The sequence below is a fragment of the Microcoleus sp. T3_A4 genome (assembly GCF_036700465.1).
Lineage (GTDB): Bacteria > Cyanobacteriota > Cyanobacteriia > Cyanobacteriales > Microcoleaceae > Microcoleus.
The window spans coordinates 22,282-40,216 of record NZ_JAUBOY010000051.1 but is presented as its reverse complement, the minus strand read 5'-3'; the positions used below and the strand labels follow the sequence as shown (position 1 = coordinate 40,216).

General features: G+C 46.0%; 16 protein-coding genes. 6 read left to right on the top strand and 10 right to left on the bottom strand.

Annotated elements, in window-relative coordinates; all coding sequences use genetic code 11:
• Window positions 1–305 precede the first annotated feature (305 nt).
• Together QUA07_RS24355 and QUA07_RS24350 are read right to left on the bottom strand one after the other, a co-directional pair.
• Window positions 306–665: a cupin domain-containing protein gene (locus QUA07_RS24355; RefSeq protein WP_333330242.1), complete on the bottom strand. Its 360-nt coding sequence runs from the start codon at window positions 663–665 to the stop codon at window positions 306–308.
• Between the two features lie 95 nt (window positions 666–760).
• Window positions 761–1,036 (bottom strand): hypothetical protein, encoded by a 276-nt coding sequence (locus QUA07_RS24350; RefSeq protein WP_333330239.1) that lies wholly within the window; start codon window positions 1,034–1,036, stop codon window positions 761–763.
• Between the two features lie 160 nt (window positions 1,037–1,196).
• On the opposite strand from QUA07_RS24350, the gene QUA07_RS24345 reads away from it, so the two are divergent.
• The 4 genes from QUA07_RS24345 to QUA07_RS24330 all read left to right on the top strand — a co-directional run bounded on the left by QUA07_RS24345 (window position 1,197) and on the right by QUA07_RS24330 (window position 4,071).
• Window positions 1,197–1,835, top strand: coding sequence for a peroxiredoxin (locus QUA07_RS24345; protein ID WP_333033773.1), 639 nt, complete (start codon window positions 1,197–1,199; stop codon window positions 1,833–1,835).
• Between the two features lie 191 nt (window positions 1,836–2,026).
• Window positions 2,027–2,608, top strand: a complete 582-nt coding sequence (locus QUA07_RS24340; RefSeq protein ID WP_333330236.1) for a Uma2 family endonuclease — start codon at window positions 2,027–2,029, stop codon at window positions 2,606–2,608.
• Window positions 2,609–2,673: 65 nt separating this feature from the next.
• Entirely contained in the window at window positions 2,674–3,648 is a 975-nt protein-coding gene (locus tag QUA07_RS24335) for a cysteine synthase A (RefSeq protein WP_333330233.1), read from the top strand.
• A gap of 123 nt (window positions 3,649–3,771) precedes the next feature.
• On the top strand, window positions 3,772–4,071 hold the full coding sequence (locus tag QUA07_RS24330) for a (2Fe-2S) ferredoxin domain-containing protein (protein WP_333330230.1): 300 nt from the start codon (window positions 3,772–3,774) through the stop codon (window positions 4,069–4,071).
• A 14-nt stretch (window positions 4,072–4,085) separates the two neighbouring features.
• Here QUA07_RS24330 and QUA07_RS24325 read toward each other — a convergent pair whose 3' ends face one another.
• The 7 genes from QUA07_RS24325 to QUA07_RS24295 all read right to left on the bottom strand — a co-directional run bounded on the left by QUA07_RS24325 (window position 4,086) and on the right by QUA07_RS24295 (window position 11,854).
• A complete protein-coding gene (locus QUA07_RS24325) occupies window positions 4,086–5,318 on the bottom strand; it encodes a hypothetical protein (protein ID WP_333330226.1) in 1,233 nt (410 codons plus the stop codon).
• Between the two features lie 171 nt (window positions 5,319–5,489).
• On the bottom strand, window positions 5,490–5,858 hold the full coding sequence (locus QUA07_RS24320; RefSeq protein WP_333330222.1) for an HNH endonuclease: 369 nt from the start codon (window positions 5,856–5,858) through the stop codon (window positions 5,490–5,492).
• Window positions 5,859–5,933: 75 nt separating this feature from the next.
• Window positions 5,934–6,557: a heme-copper oxidase subunit III gene (locus QUA07_RS24315; protein ID WP_333151381.1), complete on the bottom strand. Its 624-nt coding sequence runs from the start codon at window positions 6,555–6,557 to the stop codon at window positions 5,934–5,936.
• A gap of 290 nt (window positions 6,558–6,847) precedes the next feature.
• On the bottom strand, window positions 6,848–8,653 hold the full coding sequence (gene ctaD, locus QUA07_RS24310; protein ID WP_333330219.1) for a cytochrome c oxidase subunit I: 1,806 nt from the start codon (window positions 8,651–8,653) through the stop codon (window positions 6,848–6,850).
• A 78-nt stretch (window positions 8,654–8,731) separates the two neighbouring features.
• Window positions 8,732–9,733 carry a cytochrome c oxidase subunit II gene (locus QUA07_RS24305; RefSeq protein ID WP_333330216.1) on the bottom strand — a complete coding sequence of 334 codons (1,002 nt, stop codon included), beginning with the start codon at window positions 9,731–9,733 and terminating at the stop codon, window positions 8,732–8,734.
• 221 nt (window positions 9,734–9,954) lie between these two features.
• Window positions 9,955–10,713: a class I SAM-dependent methyltransferase gene (locus tag QUA07_RS24300; protein WP_333330211.1), complete on the bottom strand. Its 759-nt coding sequence runs from the start codon at window positions 10,711–10,713 to the stop codon at window positions 9,955–9,957.
• A 103-nt stretch (window positions 10,714–10,816) separates the two neighbouring features.
• Complete coding sequence (locus tag QUA07_RS24295; protein ID WP_333330209.1) at window positions 10,817–11,854, bottom strand: LD-carboxypeptidase; 1,038 nt, start codon at window positions 11,852–11,854, stop codon at window positions 10,817–10,819.
• A gap of 194 nt (window positions 11,855–12,048) precedes the next feature.
• On the opposite strand from QUA07_RS24295, the gene QUA07_RS24290 reads away from it, so the two are divergent.
• Together QUA07_RS24290 and QUA07_RS24285 are read left to right on the top strand one after the other, a co-directional pair.
• On the top strand, window positions 12,049–13,482 hold the full coding sequence (locus tag QUA07_RS24290; RefSeq protein ID WP_333330206.1) for a carotenoid oxygenase family protein: 1,434 nt from the start codon (window positions 12,049–12,051) through the stop codon (window positions 13,480–13,482).
• Window positions 13,483–14,233: 751 nt separating this feature from the next.
• Window positions 14,234–15,055, top strand: coding sequence for an SDR family NAD(P)-dependent oxidoreductase (locus QUA07_RS24285; RefSeq protein ID WP_333330204.1), 822 nt, complete (start codon window positions 14,234–14,236; stop codon window positions 15,053–15,055).
• 684 nt (window positions 15,056–15,739) lie between these two features.
• Here the strand turns inward: QUA07_RS24285 and QUA07_RS24280 are convergent.
• Window positions 15,740–17,935 (bottom strand): CHAT domain-containing tetratricopeptide repeat protein (locus QUA07_RS24280; protein ID WP_333330202.1); only part of this gene is annotated, 2,196 nt, incomplete at its 5' end.

The window sequence follows — 17,935 nt, the reverse complement described above, 5'->3', positions numbered from 1 at the left end:
TCTAAGGAGTAAAAACGCTGTTTAATCTCACATCTGTCTCATTAAAAACCAATAGCAGCACCCACCAACAAAGCTGACACTTCCTCAACTAATTAGAGGGGAGCAATGCAACTGAATCCGAGGATTATTGCAACTCCACATCGAAGTTGAAAAAAGAGGAAATCACTCGGTACATATGGCGGGGTGCTGTTGTTGTTAAAAGAGATTTTCGGGTTGTGATGTTTTTGTCAGTAGAGGCAGAGCCTCTAGATATGCGTTACCGGGCAGAGCCGGGTAACGAGCATAAAAGGATAAAAACTAGAAAATTACAGGATTGTCTCGTCTTCCTTTCTCCACGCGGGATCGACAATACAAATAAATATTAGTGGCTCCATACCACAGTTGTAAATAAACTGCTTGGCGTTTGGGGGAATGTAAACTGCATCTCCGGCTTCCACGAATTGATTTTCGTCGTTGATGTGCATTTCCCCAACGCCACTGAGGATGTAGTAAACTTCAGAAGTTGTCAGGGAGTGTAGCGCAGAAGTTTGTCCCGCTGGCAAAGTGGCATGGGCTAAACTGTAACGCAAATCCACAGCTTGTTTGTCTGGATGCAGCAATTCTCGCAGTTGAGTACCGTCGCCAGCAATAAACTCGTCGCAGTCATTTAGCTTTTGAATTAGCATTCTTTCGACACTCCGGAAAATCTCTTTACCACAACTTAAGTTTAATTGAAAGAGCCAGAGATGTTAAGAAATATGTAAAGCGGTGGCCGGATTTTTTAACCGTAAGTTCCTGAATGCGATCGATAATCAGGACAGTCGATCGCATCTTCAGATAAAGCTATTGTAGGCTGAACGGGACACTTGAGGTGGTAGTCGCCGGTGAAAAATACGCAGTTAGCACAAGGGATTTGGTGCATCCGCTGAGCTCGACGCAGGGAGTCGGCGACAGTACGCCCGACACTCAAAAAAAGCAAAAAAACTAAGCCCCAGGCGGAGACAAAACACAGCGGGACTAAAATAGGCTGTATTGCCTTCAGCAGAAAGTAAACCATAGCAAGAAAATTTAGCGGTATAAGCCACACATACATTACAGTAGTGGAATTGCCGATCGATCGACCAAAAAGTTTAGAATCCTTTACAGCTCGATCGAGAAACCGGGCAATTATGGCATGATAAGGAACAGTCCTTAAATAAAATTAGAGGAAATCAGTTATGACTCTGCGATTAGGCGATACAGTTCCCAACTTTACCCAAGCTTCGTCTGAAGGCGAAATCAATTTCTACGACTGGGCTGGGGATAGCTGGGTCGTGTTGTTTTCTCACCCGAAAGACTATACTCCAGTTTGCACCACAGAACTCGGTGCAGTGGCCCGTCTAAAGTCTGAATTTGAAAAGCGCGGCGTCAAAACCATTGCCCTCAGCGTCGATGATGTGGATTCTCACATGGGCTGGATTAAAGATATTGAGGAAACTCAAAATGTCACCCTCAATTATCCGATTTTAGCAGATGGCGATCGTAAAGTCTCCGACATTTACGACATGATCCATCCCAACTCGCTGAACAACTTAACAATCCGCACAGTTTTTGTGATTGATCCGGAAAAGAAATTGCGTTTGAGCATTACTTATCCGGCGAGCACGGGTCGCAATTTTAATGAAATTTTGCGAGTAATTGATTCCTTGCAACTTACGGACAAATACAGCGTTGCGACTCCAGTTGATTGGAAAGACGGCGACGATTGCGTAATCGTACCTTCGATTACCGACCCCGCAGAATTGGCAGAGAAATTTCCCAAAGGTTATACGCCGATTAAGCCTTATTTGCGGATGACTCCTCAGCCGAATAAATAGGTTTAACATTCCTGGACGCACAACCTAAATATTTAGGGTGCGTCTAGCGCACCTTACCTCTATAATTCGCGCCTAAAAATCGTTTGTAGTCAGGACTTTAATCCTTAATCCTAATGAGGATTTTAGTCCTCACTACAAACAAATAAATTGTGCAATCTTGTGTAAACGCTTTAGATTTGAGGAAAGGCAAAATGCTGTCATCAACAATTGTGTTGCGAATCCCGCCCAAATTGCAAATGACAGACGACGAGTTTTTCGAGTTCTGTCAAATCAATAGTGAGTTACGAATTGAACGCAACAAATCCGGAGAATTGCTAATTATGCCCCCTACTGGTTCGGAGACGGGAAATCGCAGCGGTAGCGTCTTTGGAGAGTTGTATATTTGGGCCGGGCAAGATGGATCTGGTATCTGTTTTGACTCCAGTACAGGATTTAAGCTTGCAATGGGTGACAAGTCTCCAGATGCCTCGTGGATTAAACTGGAACGGTGGAATGCTTTGTCACCAGAACAAAAGCAAAAGTTTGCCCCGATTTGCCCGGATTTTGTAGTAGAACTGAGGTCTGCTTCTGACAATCTCAAACCATTGCAAGAAAAAATGCAAGAATATATGAGAGAACCCGGAGTGCAGTTAGGCTGGTTAATTGACCGCAAAAATCGCAGAGTTTATATTTACCGTCCTGGTTGGCCAGAGGAATGTTTGGAGAATCCCGCGACTGTCAGCGGCGACCCCGTTTTGCCCGGATTCATACTCAATATGAGCAAAATTTGGTAGAACTGCTAGCAATAAATATCAACTTATTGTAAAAATTAATCATAGGATACACACACGCCAAAAATATGGATATTAAAAACGGCTTTGTAGGCACAATCGGCAACACACCACTAATTCGCTTAAACAGCTTCAGCGATGAAACAGGCTGCGAAATTCTCGGCAAAGCAGAGTTTCTAAATCCCGGCGGTTCTGTAAAAGACCGGGCTGCTTTATACATCATCAAAGATGCCGAAGAAAAAGGCTTGCTAAAACCGGGCGGCACCGTTGTTGAAGGCACTGCCGGCAATACTGGCATCGGTTTGGCGCACATTTGCAACGCTAAAGGTTACAAATGTTTAATTGTGATTCCCGATAACCAATCTCAAGAAAAAATCGATGCTTTGAAAACCTTGGGCGCTGAAGTTCGGACTGTTCCCGCTGTTCCTTATAAAGACCCGAATAATTATGTCAAATTGTCGGGAAGAGTGGCTGCAGAAATGGAGAATGCTGTCTGGGCAAATCAGTTTGACAATTTAGCCAATCGCCGAGCTCATTACGAGACAACTGGCCCGGAAATTTGGGAACAAACCAACGGGAAAATTGATGCTTGGGTAACAGCTACTGGTACCGGCGGCACTTTTGCTGGCGTAGGAATGTTTTTGAAAGAAAAAAATCCTGCTGTGAGAATTGTCTTGGCAGACCCGATGGGCAGCGGACTTTACAGTTATTTCAAAACTGGGGAAATTAAGACTGAAGGTAGTTCGATTACTGAGGGAATTGGCACCACCCGCGTGACTGCAAATATGGAGAATGCCCCGGTAGACGACGCGATTCAAATTAACGATACTGAAGCTGTTCGGGTGATTTACCAACTGCTGAGGAAAGAAGGGCTGTTTATGGGGGGTTCTGTGGGGATTAATGTGGGGGCGGCTGTGGCTTTGGCGAAGCAAATTGGGCCTGGACATACGATTGTTACGGTACTCTGCGACGGCGGGGCTCGGTATCAGTCGCGTTTGTTCGATCGACAATGGTTGGCTTCCAAAGGTTTGTCACCAGATTAATCGTAGGGTGCGTTGCGGCGCACCTTAAAATTTGGGCATATATCAAATCTGGGCATATATGGCCGCACCTATTCCCATGATAAAAAAATACCATATATGTAGCAGATTGTCAAGTAAAAAAACATGAAAATCACAGAATCTTCTAGGCAAGTTCTTGTTTGTCAAAACCGCACTTGTCGCAAGCAAAATTCAGCAAAGGTACTGGCAGCTTTTCAGAAATTGTCGCCCTCAGAAGTTGAAGTTGTTGCTAGCAGTTGTTTGGGGCAGTGCGGCAACGGGCCGATGGTGTTGGTGCTGCCAGAAGAGGTTTGGTACAATGGCGTTTGCCCTGAAGAAGTTGCGGCAATAACTGAGCAACATTTGCGGGGAGGAAAGCCGGTAGAGAAGATGCTTTACCGCAAGTTTCACCGACTTTCTCATTAGTCGATCGCCCGCCGTTAAAATTCTTCGGCAAACAACCGGCGGAGAATCTCGGTGACTTCGGCGCAAAATCTGGCGTCGAGTTCGATCGCCAAGCGATCGACATTGCTGGAACCGCCTACAGCTTTTTCTGCCCGCAAAGTCATCGCTAAAGTTCTGAGTTTTGCCGGCTTTCCCGCCGCTTTCGGCCGCTCGTCAACAAACCGCACTAAAGCCACATAAACTGTTTCTAGGGTTCCCCTGATCGAGCTCAGTCCGTAACCCAATTTTGAGATAATTACTGGAGAAGTGATAAGGCTATCCATCCCCAAAGTTTTAATTGCTACGTCCACATATCGAGCGCTGTCGTGTCCCATTGCTCTGACAATGCTTTCTAGGCTGTTCCATTGAGATGCTTTCATGCGCGATCGCTGTTCGATATGGAAGTGCCATCCTAACATGGAAATCAGCCTGGTTAAGTCATAAGCAGATACAGAATTTTTTTGTTTGGTGCTGTTTACTGCGGCACTTAAAAGCACTTGTTTTTTGGTGAGATCGAATATTTTTGGGTTGGTGAGATAAGGATTTTCGCCGTAATCGCCGCGAAAAATTAGGTCATTATTGCCAGTAGCGCTCTTCAGCCATTGCTCTAGTCCTATGCGAGTATCGAAGCGTTTGAACATCGCAGCTAAGGAGTTTGAACTGCCGATATTGGAGGCATAGTTAATCATGTCTTTGGCTACATCGTAAAAGTAAAAATCGTGTTTTAGCCCGTTTCCATCTCTAACAACGCAGTTGTCTATGTCGCAGTCGGGATATTTGCTATTTATTTGACTGACGATATTAAGAAGTGCGATAATTTTAGTGGCACTCCACTGCTCAGCATTGGTAAGTGCGTTTTTTCCCAGCCACTGCGCCTGAATTTTGCCATCTACAAAAGTACCAATGCAAACGCAGGCTTCTTTGATGTCTTCGTGGAGAAAATTTAAAGCTTGAGAGTTAATTTGAGGTAGTTCTCCTAGGCTGGGAAAGGGGGTAAGTTTGAGGGGATTATTGGGGCCGGGAATAGAGCTAATTACTTTTAAGCCGTCGGGTTTCTGTTTGAGATAATCTGGATAGTTTTTAATGTGTTGTTGGTAAGGAGATTTTTCAATGCCGCGGTCTAAAAAGGCTAGTTTGTTTATGTTAGCTTTGGCATCTATTTCCATTTGGAGGTAGTTTTTGTAGATGCGCGCTCGGTCTTTGGCAAGTTCGAGGGAGGTGAGGTTCATGATAAGTGTTGGCAGCTTGTTACCAATAAGTAAATCACTATACTAGGATTTACGCAAACAAACCGGGTTTCTATGTAAAATTTTGGCTTAGGAAACGAAAAATTAATGAAGAAACCGGGCTTCAGACAGTAACTGCGTCCAGGAGTATATACCTAATTTCTGACCCTGCGATCAAGCTTTTTTGCCGCGTACTTGAATGCGTTTGTCGGTTTTTTGTTTCTTAATCCAAGAGAGAAATTTCTGGAGTTCAGGGTCATTTTTGAGCTTTTCCACGGTGTTGAGCTCTTGGGCGAGGTGTTGGTTGTCAAATAGAGAGTGAATCTGGCGGTGACAAGCGGAGCAAATGTCTATTGTGGGGCTTGGATCTTCGTTTTTCCGCTTGGTGTTTTGTTTGGGGATAAGGTGATGGGCGGTTAATGCTTCCATTTGTCGATCGCACAATTCGCACTGCATAATTTTCTCAATGCTGCTGGATAGGAGAATTGCTACTTTTAGTTTAGCGCGATCGGCTGTGAGAGGGTGAATGAAAGGCGATCGCACTCTCCAAATAATAAAAAAACCCCCAATTGGGGGTCATACAAATCTCTTGTGGCAGAGGCCCAAAAGCCTCTGAGTTCACAAAATATACAGTAACAAAAACAAAACAATCCAAATCACATCCACAAAGTGCCAGTAAATCTCAGTCGCTTCGATTCCGAAGTGGTGCTCGCTAGAATAGTGACCTTGCGTGCGCGATCGCCACACCACCCCCGCCATCAGCAGCACTCCAAACGTAACGTGCAAGCCGTGGAAAGCAGTCAAAACGTAAAAGCAACTGGCATACAAATTCGTCGTCAAGCCAAACTCTAAATGAGTGTATTCGTAAACCTGACCGGCCAAGAAAACTGCGCCCATAGCAATAGTTACGAGCAACCAATTCCGCATTCCCGTGGCATCATTCTTTTTGATTGCAGTATCAGCATTGTGAATCACAAAACTGCTAGCAATCAGAATTACCGTATTGATTCCCGGCAGCAATAACTCTCGTCCCGGCGTACCTTCAGGAGGCCACACGGGGGCCATCGCCCGATAAATCAAATACGCGGCAAACATACCGAAGAATATCATGCCTTCAGCGCACAGGAACACAATTACACCTAACATTCGGTGGTCGGGATGCTCGACACCGTGTGCTTCTACTTCGCCCTCGTGGTGGTAATTTAGGGCTGTTTTTGTCGGATCGATCGCGGGAATTTGCATAATAAATTGCTAGTGGGTAATGGGATTTTGAAGGAAGAGGGAAGAGGGAAGAAGGAAGAGGGAAGAGGACATTAGTGCCAACAATTACCTGAAAATCTTTGTATCTCTCGTTTATAGCGGAGTCTCGATCCCCCTCAATCCCCCTTAAGAAGGGGGAAGAAAGAGTGTGTCCGGTTCCCCCCTTCTTAAGGGGGGCTAGGGGGGATGGAGAGCTTAATCGTCAGATAGCAGATCCGTACTACGTTAGACGTGTTTGTTGACATTAATAACTGATGACTGATGACTAATAACTACTCGCCATCTTGACTTTCATCAGCCGGAGAATCAACATTTACCTCTGATTCAGGAGCGACCAAAGTTGCAGTACCGCCAAAGAAAGTTGAAGCTTGAGCCTCCGCAATAGGAATACCTGTTTTCTGGGTATTGCGGGTGGCATTTTCCCTCAGCTTGAGCCTGAGACGTTCCCCTGTATTCTGAATTTTTTCCATGCCGTAATCGTAAGGCCCCGTTGCCAATACCGGCACTCCTTCAAAATTTTCGATGGGGGGCGGTGAAGTCGTCATCCATTCCAAACTCAAAGCTTGCCAAGGATTGTCACCTGCTTTCGGGCCGTACCTCCAGCTCCAAATCACATTAATGATAAACGGGATTGTAGACACTGCCAGCATATAAGCACCGACAGTACAAATGACATTAATTGTGGTAAATTTCGGGTCGTACATTGCCACCCGCCGGGGCATTCCTTGCATCCCCAAAGCGTGCATCGGCAGGAAAGTTACAGTAAAGCCAACATAAGTTAAAACAAAGTGAACTCTACCCCAAAATTCATTAATCATCCGCCCCGTCATTTTGGGGAACCAGTGGTAAAAAGCAGCGTAAATGCCAAACACTGAGCCGCCAAACAGCACGTAGTGTAGGTGAGCGACGACAAAATAAGTGTCGTGAACGTGAATGTCGAAAGGTACGGAAGCCACCATGATCCCGGTGATGCCGCCGAGTACAAATGTTGAGATAAAACCCATCCCAAATAGCATGGCGCTGACAAGCCGGAGTTTTCCTCCCCAAATAGTTGCCAACCAGCTAAATATTTTAATCCCAGTTGGTACGGCGATGATCATAGTAGTGATCATAAAAAACATCCGCAGCCAGCCGGGAGTGCCGCTGGTAAACATATGGTGCGCCCACACGATCAAGCCCAAAAAGCTGATTGCGAGACTGGAATATGCGATCGCCAAATAACCAAAAATTGGCTTGCGCGAATGCACCGGCAAAACTTCTGAAATCACCCCGAAAAAGGGCATAATCATAATGTAAACTGCCGGGTGCGAATAAAACCAGAATAAATGCTGGTAGACGATGGGATCGCCGTTGCCGGTTGGGTTAAAAAATGCCGTCCCGGCTAACAAGTCAAACGACAGCAAAATCAAAGCTGCGGCTAAGACTGGAGTAGCAATCAAAGTCAGCGCTGAAGTCGCAATCATCGCCCAGCAAAACAAGGGCATATCATTGAGACCCATGCTGGGAACGCGCATGGTAAAGATGGTAATGGCAAAATTCACCGCCCCCAAAATCGAAGAAGTTCCCAGAATCAAAACGCTGAGAATCCAAATTTCTTCCCCCGCTTGAGCAGTAACTAAGCTCAAAGGCGGATAGGAAGTCCAACCAGCCTGTGGAGCACCTACCAAAAAACTGCTCAACAGCAACACGCCGCCTACGGGAATCATCCAAAAGGCAACGGCATTCAGCCGGGGAAATGCCATGTCTTTTGCCCCGATCATTAAGGGGATCAAAAAGTTAGCAAATCCGGCTCCGGCGGGTACGATCCACAGGAAGATCATCACCGTGGCGTGAACAGTAAATAAACTGTTGTAGAGTTCGGGGGTGACAAAATCGGCGTCGGGGGTGGCGAGTTCTGTTCGCACCAAGGTTGCCATCACGCCGCCGATTAGATAGAAAATAAATGTTGTTACCAGGTATTGAATACCGATGACTTTGTGGTCGGTATTAAAAGTGAAGTAGTCGCGCCAATGTCTATCGGCGGGCGCTGTTCCGCGAGCCTCAGTGTTTGCACTTTCTTGGAACTGTGCTTGTGTCATAGTTATTAGTCATTAGTTATTAGTCATTAGTTATTAGCTCAGGATAAAATACCCAGTGGCCAGAACTAATGACTATTTTTAGTGATGAGTTGGGTGAAGTTGTTCTAGGGCTTCGGAATTAATTTTTATTTCCCTGACGTAGGGAGCCAAAAATTCTCCGTCTGACAATTCCCCAGGATTGATTGCAACTGCTTGCTCTAAGTTTTGACTGCTAGCAACTTGCTGGCTTTGCAGCCAACCGTCGAATTCTTCGGGCGTGTGAACGACGGCTACAGCTTTCATCGCTCCGTGATAAGCGCCGCACAATTCAGCACAAACAACCCGGTATTCGCCGGTTTTAGTTGGTGTAAATCTCAGTTCGCTTGGCCGCCCGGGAATTGCATCTTGTTTGAGGCGAAATTCCGGCAGCCAAAATGCGTGCAGCACGTCTTGAGCTGAGATATTTAGCTGTACGTCGCGGTTGACTGGCATATGCAGTTCGCCAGAACTAACGCCGCTTTCTGGATAGCTAAAAATCCAGGCGTACTGCAAACCTGTGACATTTACAACTAAGTCTGCTGGTTTGTCTTCATTTTCTGGAGAAGCGCCTACGCCTAAAGCAACAAGTTTTTGAGACGGAATTTGAGGGGCGTTTTGGGGTGTATCTGAGAGTGTGGCTGCGATCGCACTTCCCCGCATTTTAGAGTGCGCTTGCATGGTGCCGTGGTCGTGATTGCCCATCGGATCGAGGCCTCCCATTGAGTTGTAAATCTCAAAACTGTAGACTCCGATTCCTAAAATAATCACCGCAGGCACGGCTGTCCAAAGAATTTCTAAGGGAAAGTTGTCATGCCAAGGCGGCCCGTCTGTATTGTCTCCTTGACGGCGGCGATATTTAATTGCAGCAACGATGAGAATTCCCTGGACCATGATAAATAGTCCAGTGGAAATGGTCATCATTGTATTGAAAAGTGCGTCTATGTCGGATGCTTCGTCAGAGGCGGCGAGCGGCATCAAACCGTGATTCTGCCCGTACCAGAGACTGATCAGAGTCACTCCGATGCCGGCGAGCATGGTGAGGATGGAACTTGGAATGTTCACGCTGGTACTTCTTAATAGCGACACTTCTTCGCTTGAAAAATGAAGGAAGCGCCTCTGGGTTATCAATTTTTAATTGTAAATGGTATTTTTAGTAAAATGTCTCTCTTAAGGGTTACTTAAGGCTTAGAATTTTTGACCGATCGCCTGCGCGCCTCAAAAATACGTCTTTTGTACCTTGACAAAAATGAGTAAAAATGGTAAATAATCGCTCTGTTTGCCTGCTAAATTTGAGATTTTTTCTCAAACACCATCAAATGCTGCTGGGGCAAGATATCTTTTGTCTCTTTCCATACTAAACCTACGGCGGCCATTTCTTTTTTCACCTGCTTCTGCGTCATTTTGTGCAAACCTTTAATGGGAATCAGCGGGTTTTCGCCACGATACTCGATCGATACCGTGCGGCCTCCCGGTTTGAGTGCTTTCACAATTCCTTGCATCATTTCTCTGGGATATGCAAATTCGTGATAAGCATCGACCATCACCACTAAATCTACACTGTTTTCGGGCAAATTCGGATTATCGATATTTCCCAAAACTGGCTCAACGTTAGCGATTTTTTTTTCTTGTTTATTCAATTCCAGAAAATTAATCATTTCCGGCTGCACGTCAACTGCTAAAACTTTTCCTTGTGGAACTAAGGCAGCGATGCGAAAGCTGAAATATCCCGTTCCCGCTCCAATGTCTGCTACAATATCGGTTGGTTTTAAATCGAGATTGTTGACTAATCGAGCTGATTTTTCCTCCATGCCGCGAGACGGTCTTTCTAGCCAACTAGCGCCTTGATATCCCATGACTTGGGCAATTTCTCGACCCATGTAAAATTTGCCGATTCCGTCGGGATTGTGGACTGTTCGCTGCTGGTAAATTGGGTCGCCATTTGCGGTTTTACTTGCTGCTGCACAGGCATTGAGCGGCAACAGGCAAAGAATTGTCAAAATTATTACTGTTAAGGGTTTAATTAATTGTGCGGTTTTTTTCACGATATTTCAGATTTTGTGTTTAATTTATTTCTCGTTCCCTGGCTCTGCCGGGGAACGCAGATCCAGAGGCTCTGCCTCGGTAATATCCAGAAGAGTTTAAGATTTAGCTGACAGCGGATTCTAATAATATGATTGTACCAGAGTCAGCGTCGATTTCGACTTCTAGACCGATCGGCAAAGTGAACTGTTCCCGGATGTGTCCCACCATTGAACCGTACCACGCGGGAATATTTAAAGGGCGAATGTGGTCGGACAAGACTTGAGGCAAGGTTAGGGACTCTTGGGGTTTTTCAGCTTCGCACTTGGTACACTGTCCGAAAATAAAACCGGATATTTTATCGAGAATGCCCGCTAATTTGAGCTGCGTCAACATTCTATCGATGCGATAAACTTCTTCGCCAACTTCCTCGACAAACAAAATACTGTTTTCCCACTGCGGTAAATATGTAGAACCCACCATGGCTGCTATTACTGATAAATTGCCGCCGATTAGTTTGCCCCTAGCTGTGCCGCGCCCGATTGTTTGAACTTGCACGCTTTTGGAGTTTTGCATAGTCACAGCACCTCCGTCAAACAAAACTTTTTTGACGTAATCCACTGTAAAGGGACTCCACGTTGACGCACCTAAAGGGCCGTGAAAAGTAACTCTATTAGTTTTAGCATAAATCGCCAATAACAGCGCCGTAATATCGCTAAATCCCATAATAATTTTGGGGTTGTTGCCGATAATATTGTAATCTAGGAGCGGCAAGATCCGACCACAGCCCCAGCCGCCCATCCCGGTAAAAATAGCTCGCACTGAGTCATCGGCAAAGGCTGCGTTGACATCGGCGGCGCGATCGGCATCCTTGCCGGCTAAATAGCCGTAGCGATCGTAAAAATGCTCTCCCAATTTAACTTTTAAACCCAGCTTTTCCATAACTTTAAAAAAATCCTCGATTTCTTTTTTGTAGTTGAAAGCGGCAGGATTGATTAAAGCTACTGTATCGCCAACTTGCAGGCGGCGCGGCTTCACGATCGCACTTTTGGGAGATAGGTTGGTTTGGGTGATCCTCTTCGAGGGCTTCGCTAACGGCACAAGCTGAGTACCAATAGCAGTCAGCCCAAAAGTTGTCAGCAGAGCACGGCGGCGGAGAGTCATAGGTGTTATACCCTTGTTCGATTAAGTGAGGTACAGGTTGAGATTTTAGATTTTAGATTTTAGATTTTAGATTGGGGGATTGAGAAATTGTTCATTCCTTGATGAATGGATCACGCGAGCACTGTTATAGATGATTTTTGCTATAATTGTAAAGGAAAATTTCTGCAATATCAGTTGAAAATTGCCAGTTTCAAATGAAAACAGACACTAAAATCTCACCTAAAAAATCCTGGGCTCAAGCTTTAGCCCGTCCGGCTGCGGAATTTCCGCTGACTCAGTTATCCGTTAAAAGCGGTAAAATTCCCGCAGGATTGCGCGGCACTCTCTACCGCAACGGGCCCGGACGTTTGGAACGTGGCGGTGTTGCTGCGGGACACTGGTTTGATGGCGACGGTGCAATTTTGGCAGTACATTTTACCGATGTCGGTGCTACGGCTGTTTATCGCTACGTGCAAACAGCGGGATATCTAGCTGAAGAAAAAGCTGATAAATTTCTCTACAGTAATTATGGCATGACAGCACCGGGTCCTGTGTGGTTGCGGTGGAATAAAACTGTTAAAAATGCTGCCAATACTTCTGTTTTAGCTTTGCCCGATCGCCTTTTGGCATTGTGGGAAGGTGGCCCGCCTCACCGCCTCGATTTGCAAACCCTGGAAACTCAGGGAACGGACGATTTAGGCAGTTTAGATAGTAAATTTGTTTATTCTGCTCACTGCAAGCGCGACCCGATTACCCGCAATATTTTCAACTTTGGAATTACCAACGGTGCGACTACAAAGTTGAATCTGTATAAAAGCGATTTTACTGGCAAAGTCGTGCAACAATCAACAGTTGCTTTAGATGGAATTTACGCGCTCCACGATTTTGTTTTTGCGGGAAAGTATCTGATATTTTTTATCCCGCCGGTGCAAGTCAATTTTTTGCCATTGTTAACGGGAATTAGCAGTTATAGCGAGTCCTTTAAGTGGAAACCGGAGTTAGGTACTCAGATATTAGTTTTTGACTCTGAAACTCTCTCTTTAGTTAGTCGCGGCGAAACCGAACCTTGGTTTCAGTGGCATTTTGCTAACGGTTTTGTGAAGGAAGATGGTTCGGTAGCGGTTGATTTTGTGCGCTTCGCTGACTTTCAAACTAATCAGCGACTGAAAGAAGTACCGACTGGTGAAACTCGCACCGATGCGGAGGGGACTCTGTGGCGGGTGCATCTCAATCCTCAGACGGGGAAAGTGACAGCAGCCGAAGAATTGTTGGATAAACCTTGTGAGTTTCCGATCGTACCTGCTGCCGAAATAGGGCAAGACGCACGATATATTTATCTGGCAATGTATCGGCCTGACGTTGATATTGTAGCCGAACGTTACGGTGCGATCGCCCGTTTGGACACGCAAAGCCGCAATCTCACAATTGCCGACTTGGGCGAAAATCGCTATCCCGCAGAGCCCATCTACGTTCCAGATATTTCCTCGGAGAAAGGTTGGATTTTGACAGTTGTTTACGACGGCAATTCTGATAGCAGCGAAGTCTGGATATTTGACAGCGACGGACTTTCTGATTCCCCTGTTTGCAAGCTAGAATTGCCCGGTGTCATACCTTTGGGCTTTCACGGCACTTGGAAATCGGCAGTCTGAGAAAATTGTAAAGAAGTGTTGCGGAAGATTTATTAAAAATTGTTGCCGCTTCTCTGTCAAGTTGTTAAGGTGTGTGTAGATAGGAAATTCTCATATCTAGGAGGTGTGGAATTGATAATCTGCATTGCTCAATTATCCTGTGCCAATTCGCACGAATCCCCGGCGATTGTAAGTCGCCGCTGCACAGGATATCGTCTGCCTCTGCGGACAAAAAAAAGAGGGGTAATTAAGCCCTGGCGAATAACCAATCCCGGCGAATATTCCCGGCCAATTTATTCGCAGCTACCCAGGCAAAATCCGCCTCCACGGAGTGAAGAAAGAGGGGTTCTCCAACCCCGCTCAATGACCAATTCGCGGTGAATACCCCGGAGAATAAATTCGCGGCTACACAGGCAAAGTCCGCCTCCGCGAACTGAAGAAAAAGCGGTAATAAAGCCCGCTTGGCCATGATTTATGACTAGGTTTGCCCATCTCAGCTTTGTCTGCTGGCATGAGGTTACAAGACCAGATAATTAACTGATTTCTGGCAAACCAAAAGTTTAGTTCAGCTCACGCGCACGTTAGCGATTCAAAAGTTTTTAGTTTTGAGTTAACCCCACAAGTAAATGAGGTCTATCGAAACAAGATAGCCTTTCCCAAAATTATGAATTATGAGTTGTTACCGCCAAAAAATCCAACTCATAACTAATAATTCACAACTCACAACTCATAACTCCGTGTCGCGGTGAGCATCTACCAAAAGGTTTAATCTATGCAACTTCAAGGAAAAACAGCTCTTGTTACAGGAGCTTCGCGCGGAATTGGGCGATCGATCGCCCTGGAATTAGCGAGACAAGGAGTCAAACGCTTGTTGATTGTGGCGCGCAACCGCAAGCAATTAATTGAACTGGCAGAGGAAATCGATGTTTTGGGCACAGAAGTAGTGCCGTTAGCTTTGGATTTAACTCAGTCAGTTGCGGTGAATATTGCGATCGCCCAAGCTTGGCGAGATTGCGGCCCGATTCACCTGCTAGTCAACTGTGCAGGCGTCGCCCACCAAGCATCATTCTTGCGTTCTCCGCTGCCATTAATCGAGGAAGAAATCGCCTTAAATTTGCTCGGGACCTATACAATTACCCGCTTGATAGCTCGGCGAATGGCGACTCAAAAAGAGGGAACAATCGTCAATGTTTCGAGCTTAATGGGCAAAATTGCCGCTCCCACAATGGCGACTTATTCTGCTACCAAATTTGCCATTTTGGGATTCACCCAAGCTTTGCGTAGCGAGTTAACTCAGTACAATGTTCGAGTCACAGCTTTGCTGCCATCCCTAACAGATACCGACATGGTGCGAGACTTAGAGCAATTCCGGTGGGTAGTGCCCACAACTCCCGAAAAAGTTGCCCTAGCACTTGTCGCGGGATTGCAGAAAGATGCGCCGGAAATCTTGGTAGGATGGCAAAGTCATCTAGCAGTTTGGTGTCACCGAATTGCGCCTTGGTTGCTGGATTTTGTGTTGCGGATGGCGACTCCCGAACTTCGGGATAAATCGCGGGGCCGCAAATTGCGGGAGGCTTTAGCTAACGGGCGATAAACCCTTTTCTGGGCGGGCAAGATGCCCACCCCACAAGAAAACTCATTCTTTTGTGGAACGGGCATCTTGCCCGTTCCGGGCTCTTCGGCCATTGGTGTCAACTTAAGCTGTCAGCCCGCCCACCCGTTAGTCCGCCAGGGGTTGAAACCCCTGTCTAATAGCTAAAGTCCTCTGAAGAGGACTGAGAAAATGAATTTTTGACGTTGCTGATTCATGGTAGGAATCAACTTTTCGCTTGATGTTACAAAACTGACCATACTTGTTTTATAGCAATTGGGAAATCTGAATTCCTACCTGTATTCAGCAACGCCCAGCAACGCCTAATTTTTAAACTCATTAGTCTCCTTGCAAAAATAATTAGGACGGGCAAGATGCCCATCCCACAAAAAAAATAACTCTTGTGGGATGGGCATCTTGCCCGTCCCATCAATTGATGAAAAGGATTTTTGCAAGAGGTCTATTAGTCCTCTTCAGAGGACTTTAGCTATTAGGCAGGGAATTCATTCCCTGTCGGACTGTCGGACTGTCGGACTGTCGGACTGTCGGACTGTCGGACTGTCGGACTGTCTGACTATCGGACTATCGGACTGTCTGACTACCGATTTAAGGTTAAGTTGACACCAATGGGCATTGCCGTGTCCCTAGAAGGGCTATGTACTTACTTACCAGCAAAAGTGCTGTATATCATTTCCACTCCCCTTGCAAGGTAAAAGCAGCCCAATAATAGGGAGATTTCCATTTTTCCTCCTGCATCATTTCCATCTGCGCCGCCCTCAAAGCTGCCGCCGGTGCTAACTTTTGTTGCAGCATTTTTTGATAAAACTTTTGCATTAACACAGCAGTTCCTTCATCATCCACACTCCACAAACTCACCGCCACCCGCTGCGCCCCCGCATACATAAAACCCCTAGTCAATCCCACCATTCCTTCGCCTTTAACATTCTGTCCCATTCCCGATTGGCAAGCACTTAAAACCACTAAATTTGCCGCTAGTTTCAAGTTAAAAATATCCGTGAGGCGCAAGAAACCATTGACAAGATTGCCCTTGTCATCTACGATAGACATCACAATTCCTGACAGCTCAGGATTTTTGCTGTTGGCAAGGCCGTGGGTGGCGAAGTGAATGATTTGATAATTGACTAAATTTCCATCGGTAGCAGTAGTGCGACTGGCATCAAAATCAAGTATTTGACGGGTAGAAGCTGAGGGGAATAAGCTAGATATTGTTTGGGCTTCTTGGCGAGTAAATGGTAGGCGTTCGGGTGGCCACTGCCGATTAGAAGCACGAAGCGAGCGATTTAAACCGAGGTTATTTGCTTCTAATTTTTCTGTTGTTGCTTGGGTGATTTTTCCTTTAATTCTTTCATCCTCTGGACTGAAAACCGGATCTGCTAAAATTGCTAAAGTTCGGCCCGGTGGTTTTCTATCTCCGTAATTTTGCCTGAGAATAGCGAGACTTGAGGCAGAAGGCAGGGTAATAATTTCATGTTCGACAATTAAGGGAACATTGGTATTTTGTCCAGCAGTTTGGGCAAGAGTTAAAGCTTGAAAAGGGGTATAGTGCAGCACGCCGTCGGGAACAATTAATAAGCGTTTATTGCCTAATTGGGCTGCGACAGGTTGTAAAATCACTTGACCGAGATTGGCACTTGCTTGGGCAACTTGTTGGGGAATATCTCTCTGGATTGGGCTAGTTATTGTCTCTAGGAATTCCTTAGCTGCTGTTTCTATATCGGCGCGTTTTGGTAATTCAGAGCTGGTTACTCTTGTTGATGTCACCACCCACAAATAACTTCGGTTTGTGCCGAGGGAATACTGCAATAAAATCGTGTTTTCATCGAGAATCTGTTTCTGAATTTCTGGCAGTGTTAAAGGTTGGGGTTGGGTAAGGGCTGCGTAGCGGGGGCTGGCGGTACGAATCTTGGTTTGAAGTTGCTGATATTGTTCCAAAAGTGCGAGGCGCTGTTTGTCGATCTCAGCGATTTTAGTTTGATTGGGGTTGGGGGTGCTGACTGCTTCGATGCGCTGCTTTTCAATGGTATCGAGTTGCTGTTGCAAGCTCTTTTCTTGTTGCAGTAAATCGGGGGAAATGCCTTCGCGAATGTTGGCGTTACTTTCAAAGAGGAGTTCGAGGAGGCTACGGGCCCTCGAACGTTCGCTGGCTTCTAAGGCTTTGGTATCATAACCGGATTTAGGATTAGTTTTGTGCAGTTGCATTAACAAATCGATGTAGAATTCGTAGTAGTTCTGGACTGTGGCAAAGTATGAGCTGCGGAGTTCAGGGCTGGCTATTTTAGTGCGGAGGTTTTCGATTATTTTGAGAGAGGATTCAATGTCATTGAGGGCTTCGGGAAGATTGTTTAGGTCGCGTTTTGTATAAGCTATGTTGGAAAAGATGGTAGCTTCCCCAGCGCGATCGCCAGTTGCCCGACTCAGGGGAAGCGACTGGCTGTAATACTCTAGCGCTTTCTGTTTTTCTCCCAATTCTGAGTAGACGAAGCCGATGTTGTTAAGGGTTGTAGCTTCCCCATAGCGATTGCCGGTTGCCCGACTCAGGGGAAGCGACTGACTGTAATACTCTAGCGCTTTCTGTTTTTCTCCCAAGTCTGAGTAGATATTGCCGATGTTGTTGAGGGTGAGAGCTTCCCCAGAGCGATTGCCCACGGCTCGACTCAGGGGAAGTGACTGGCTGTAATACTCTAGCGCTTTCTGTTTTTCTCCCAATTCTGAGTAGACACCGCCGATGTTGTTGAGGGTGGCAGCTTCCCCCGAGCGATCGCCCACGGCCCGAAATAGGGGAAGCGACTGGCTGTAATACTCTAGCGCTTTCTGTTTTTCTCCCAATTCTGAGTAGACACCGCCGATGTTGTTGAGGGTGGC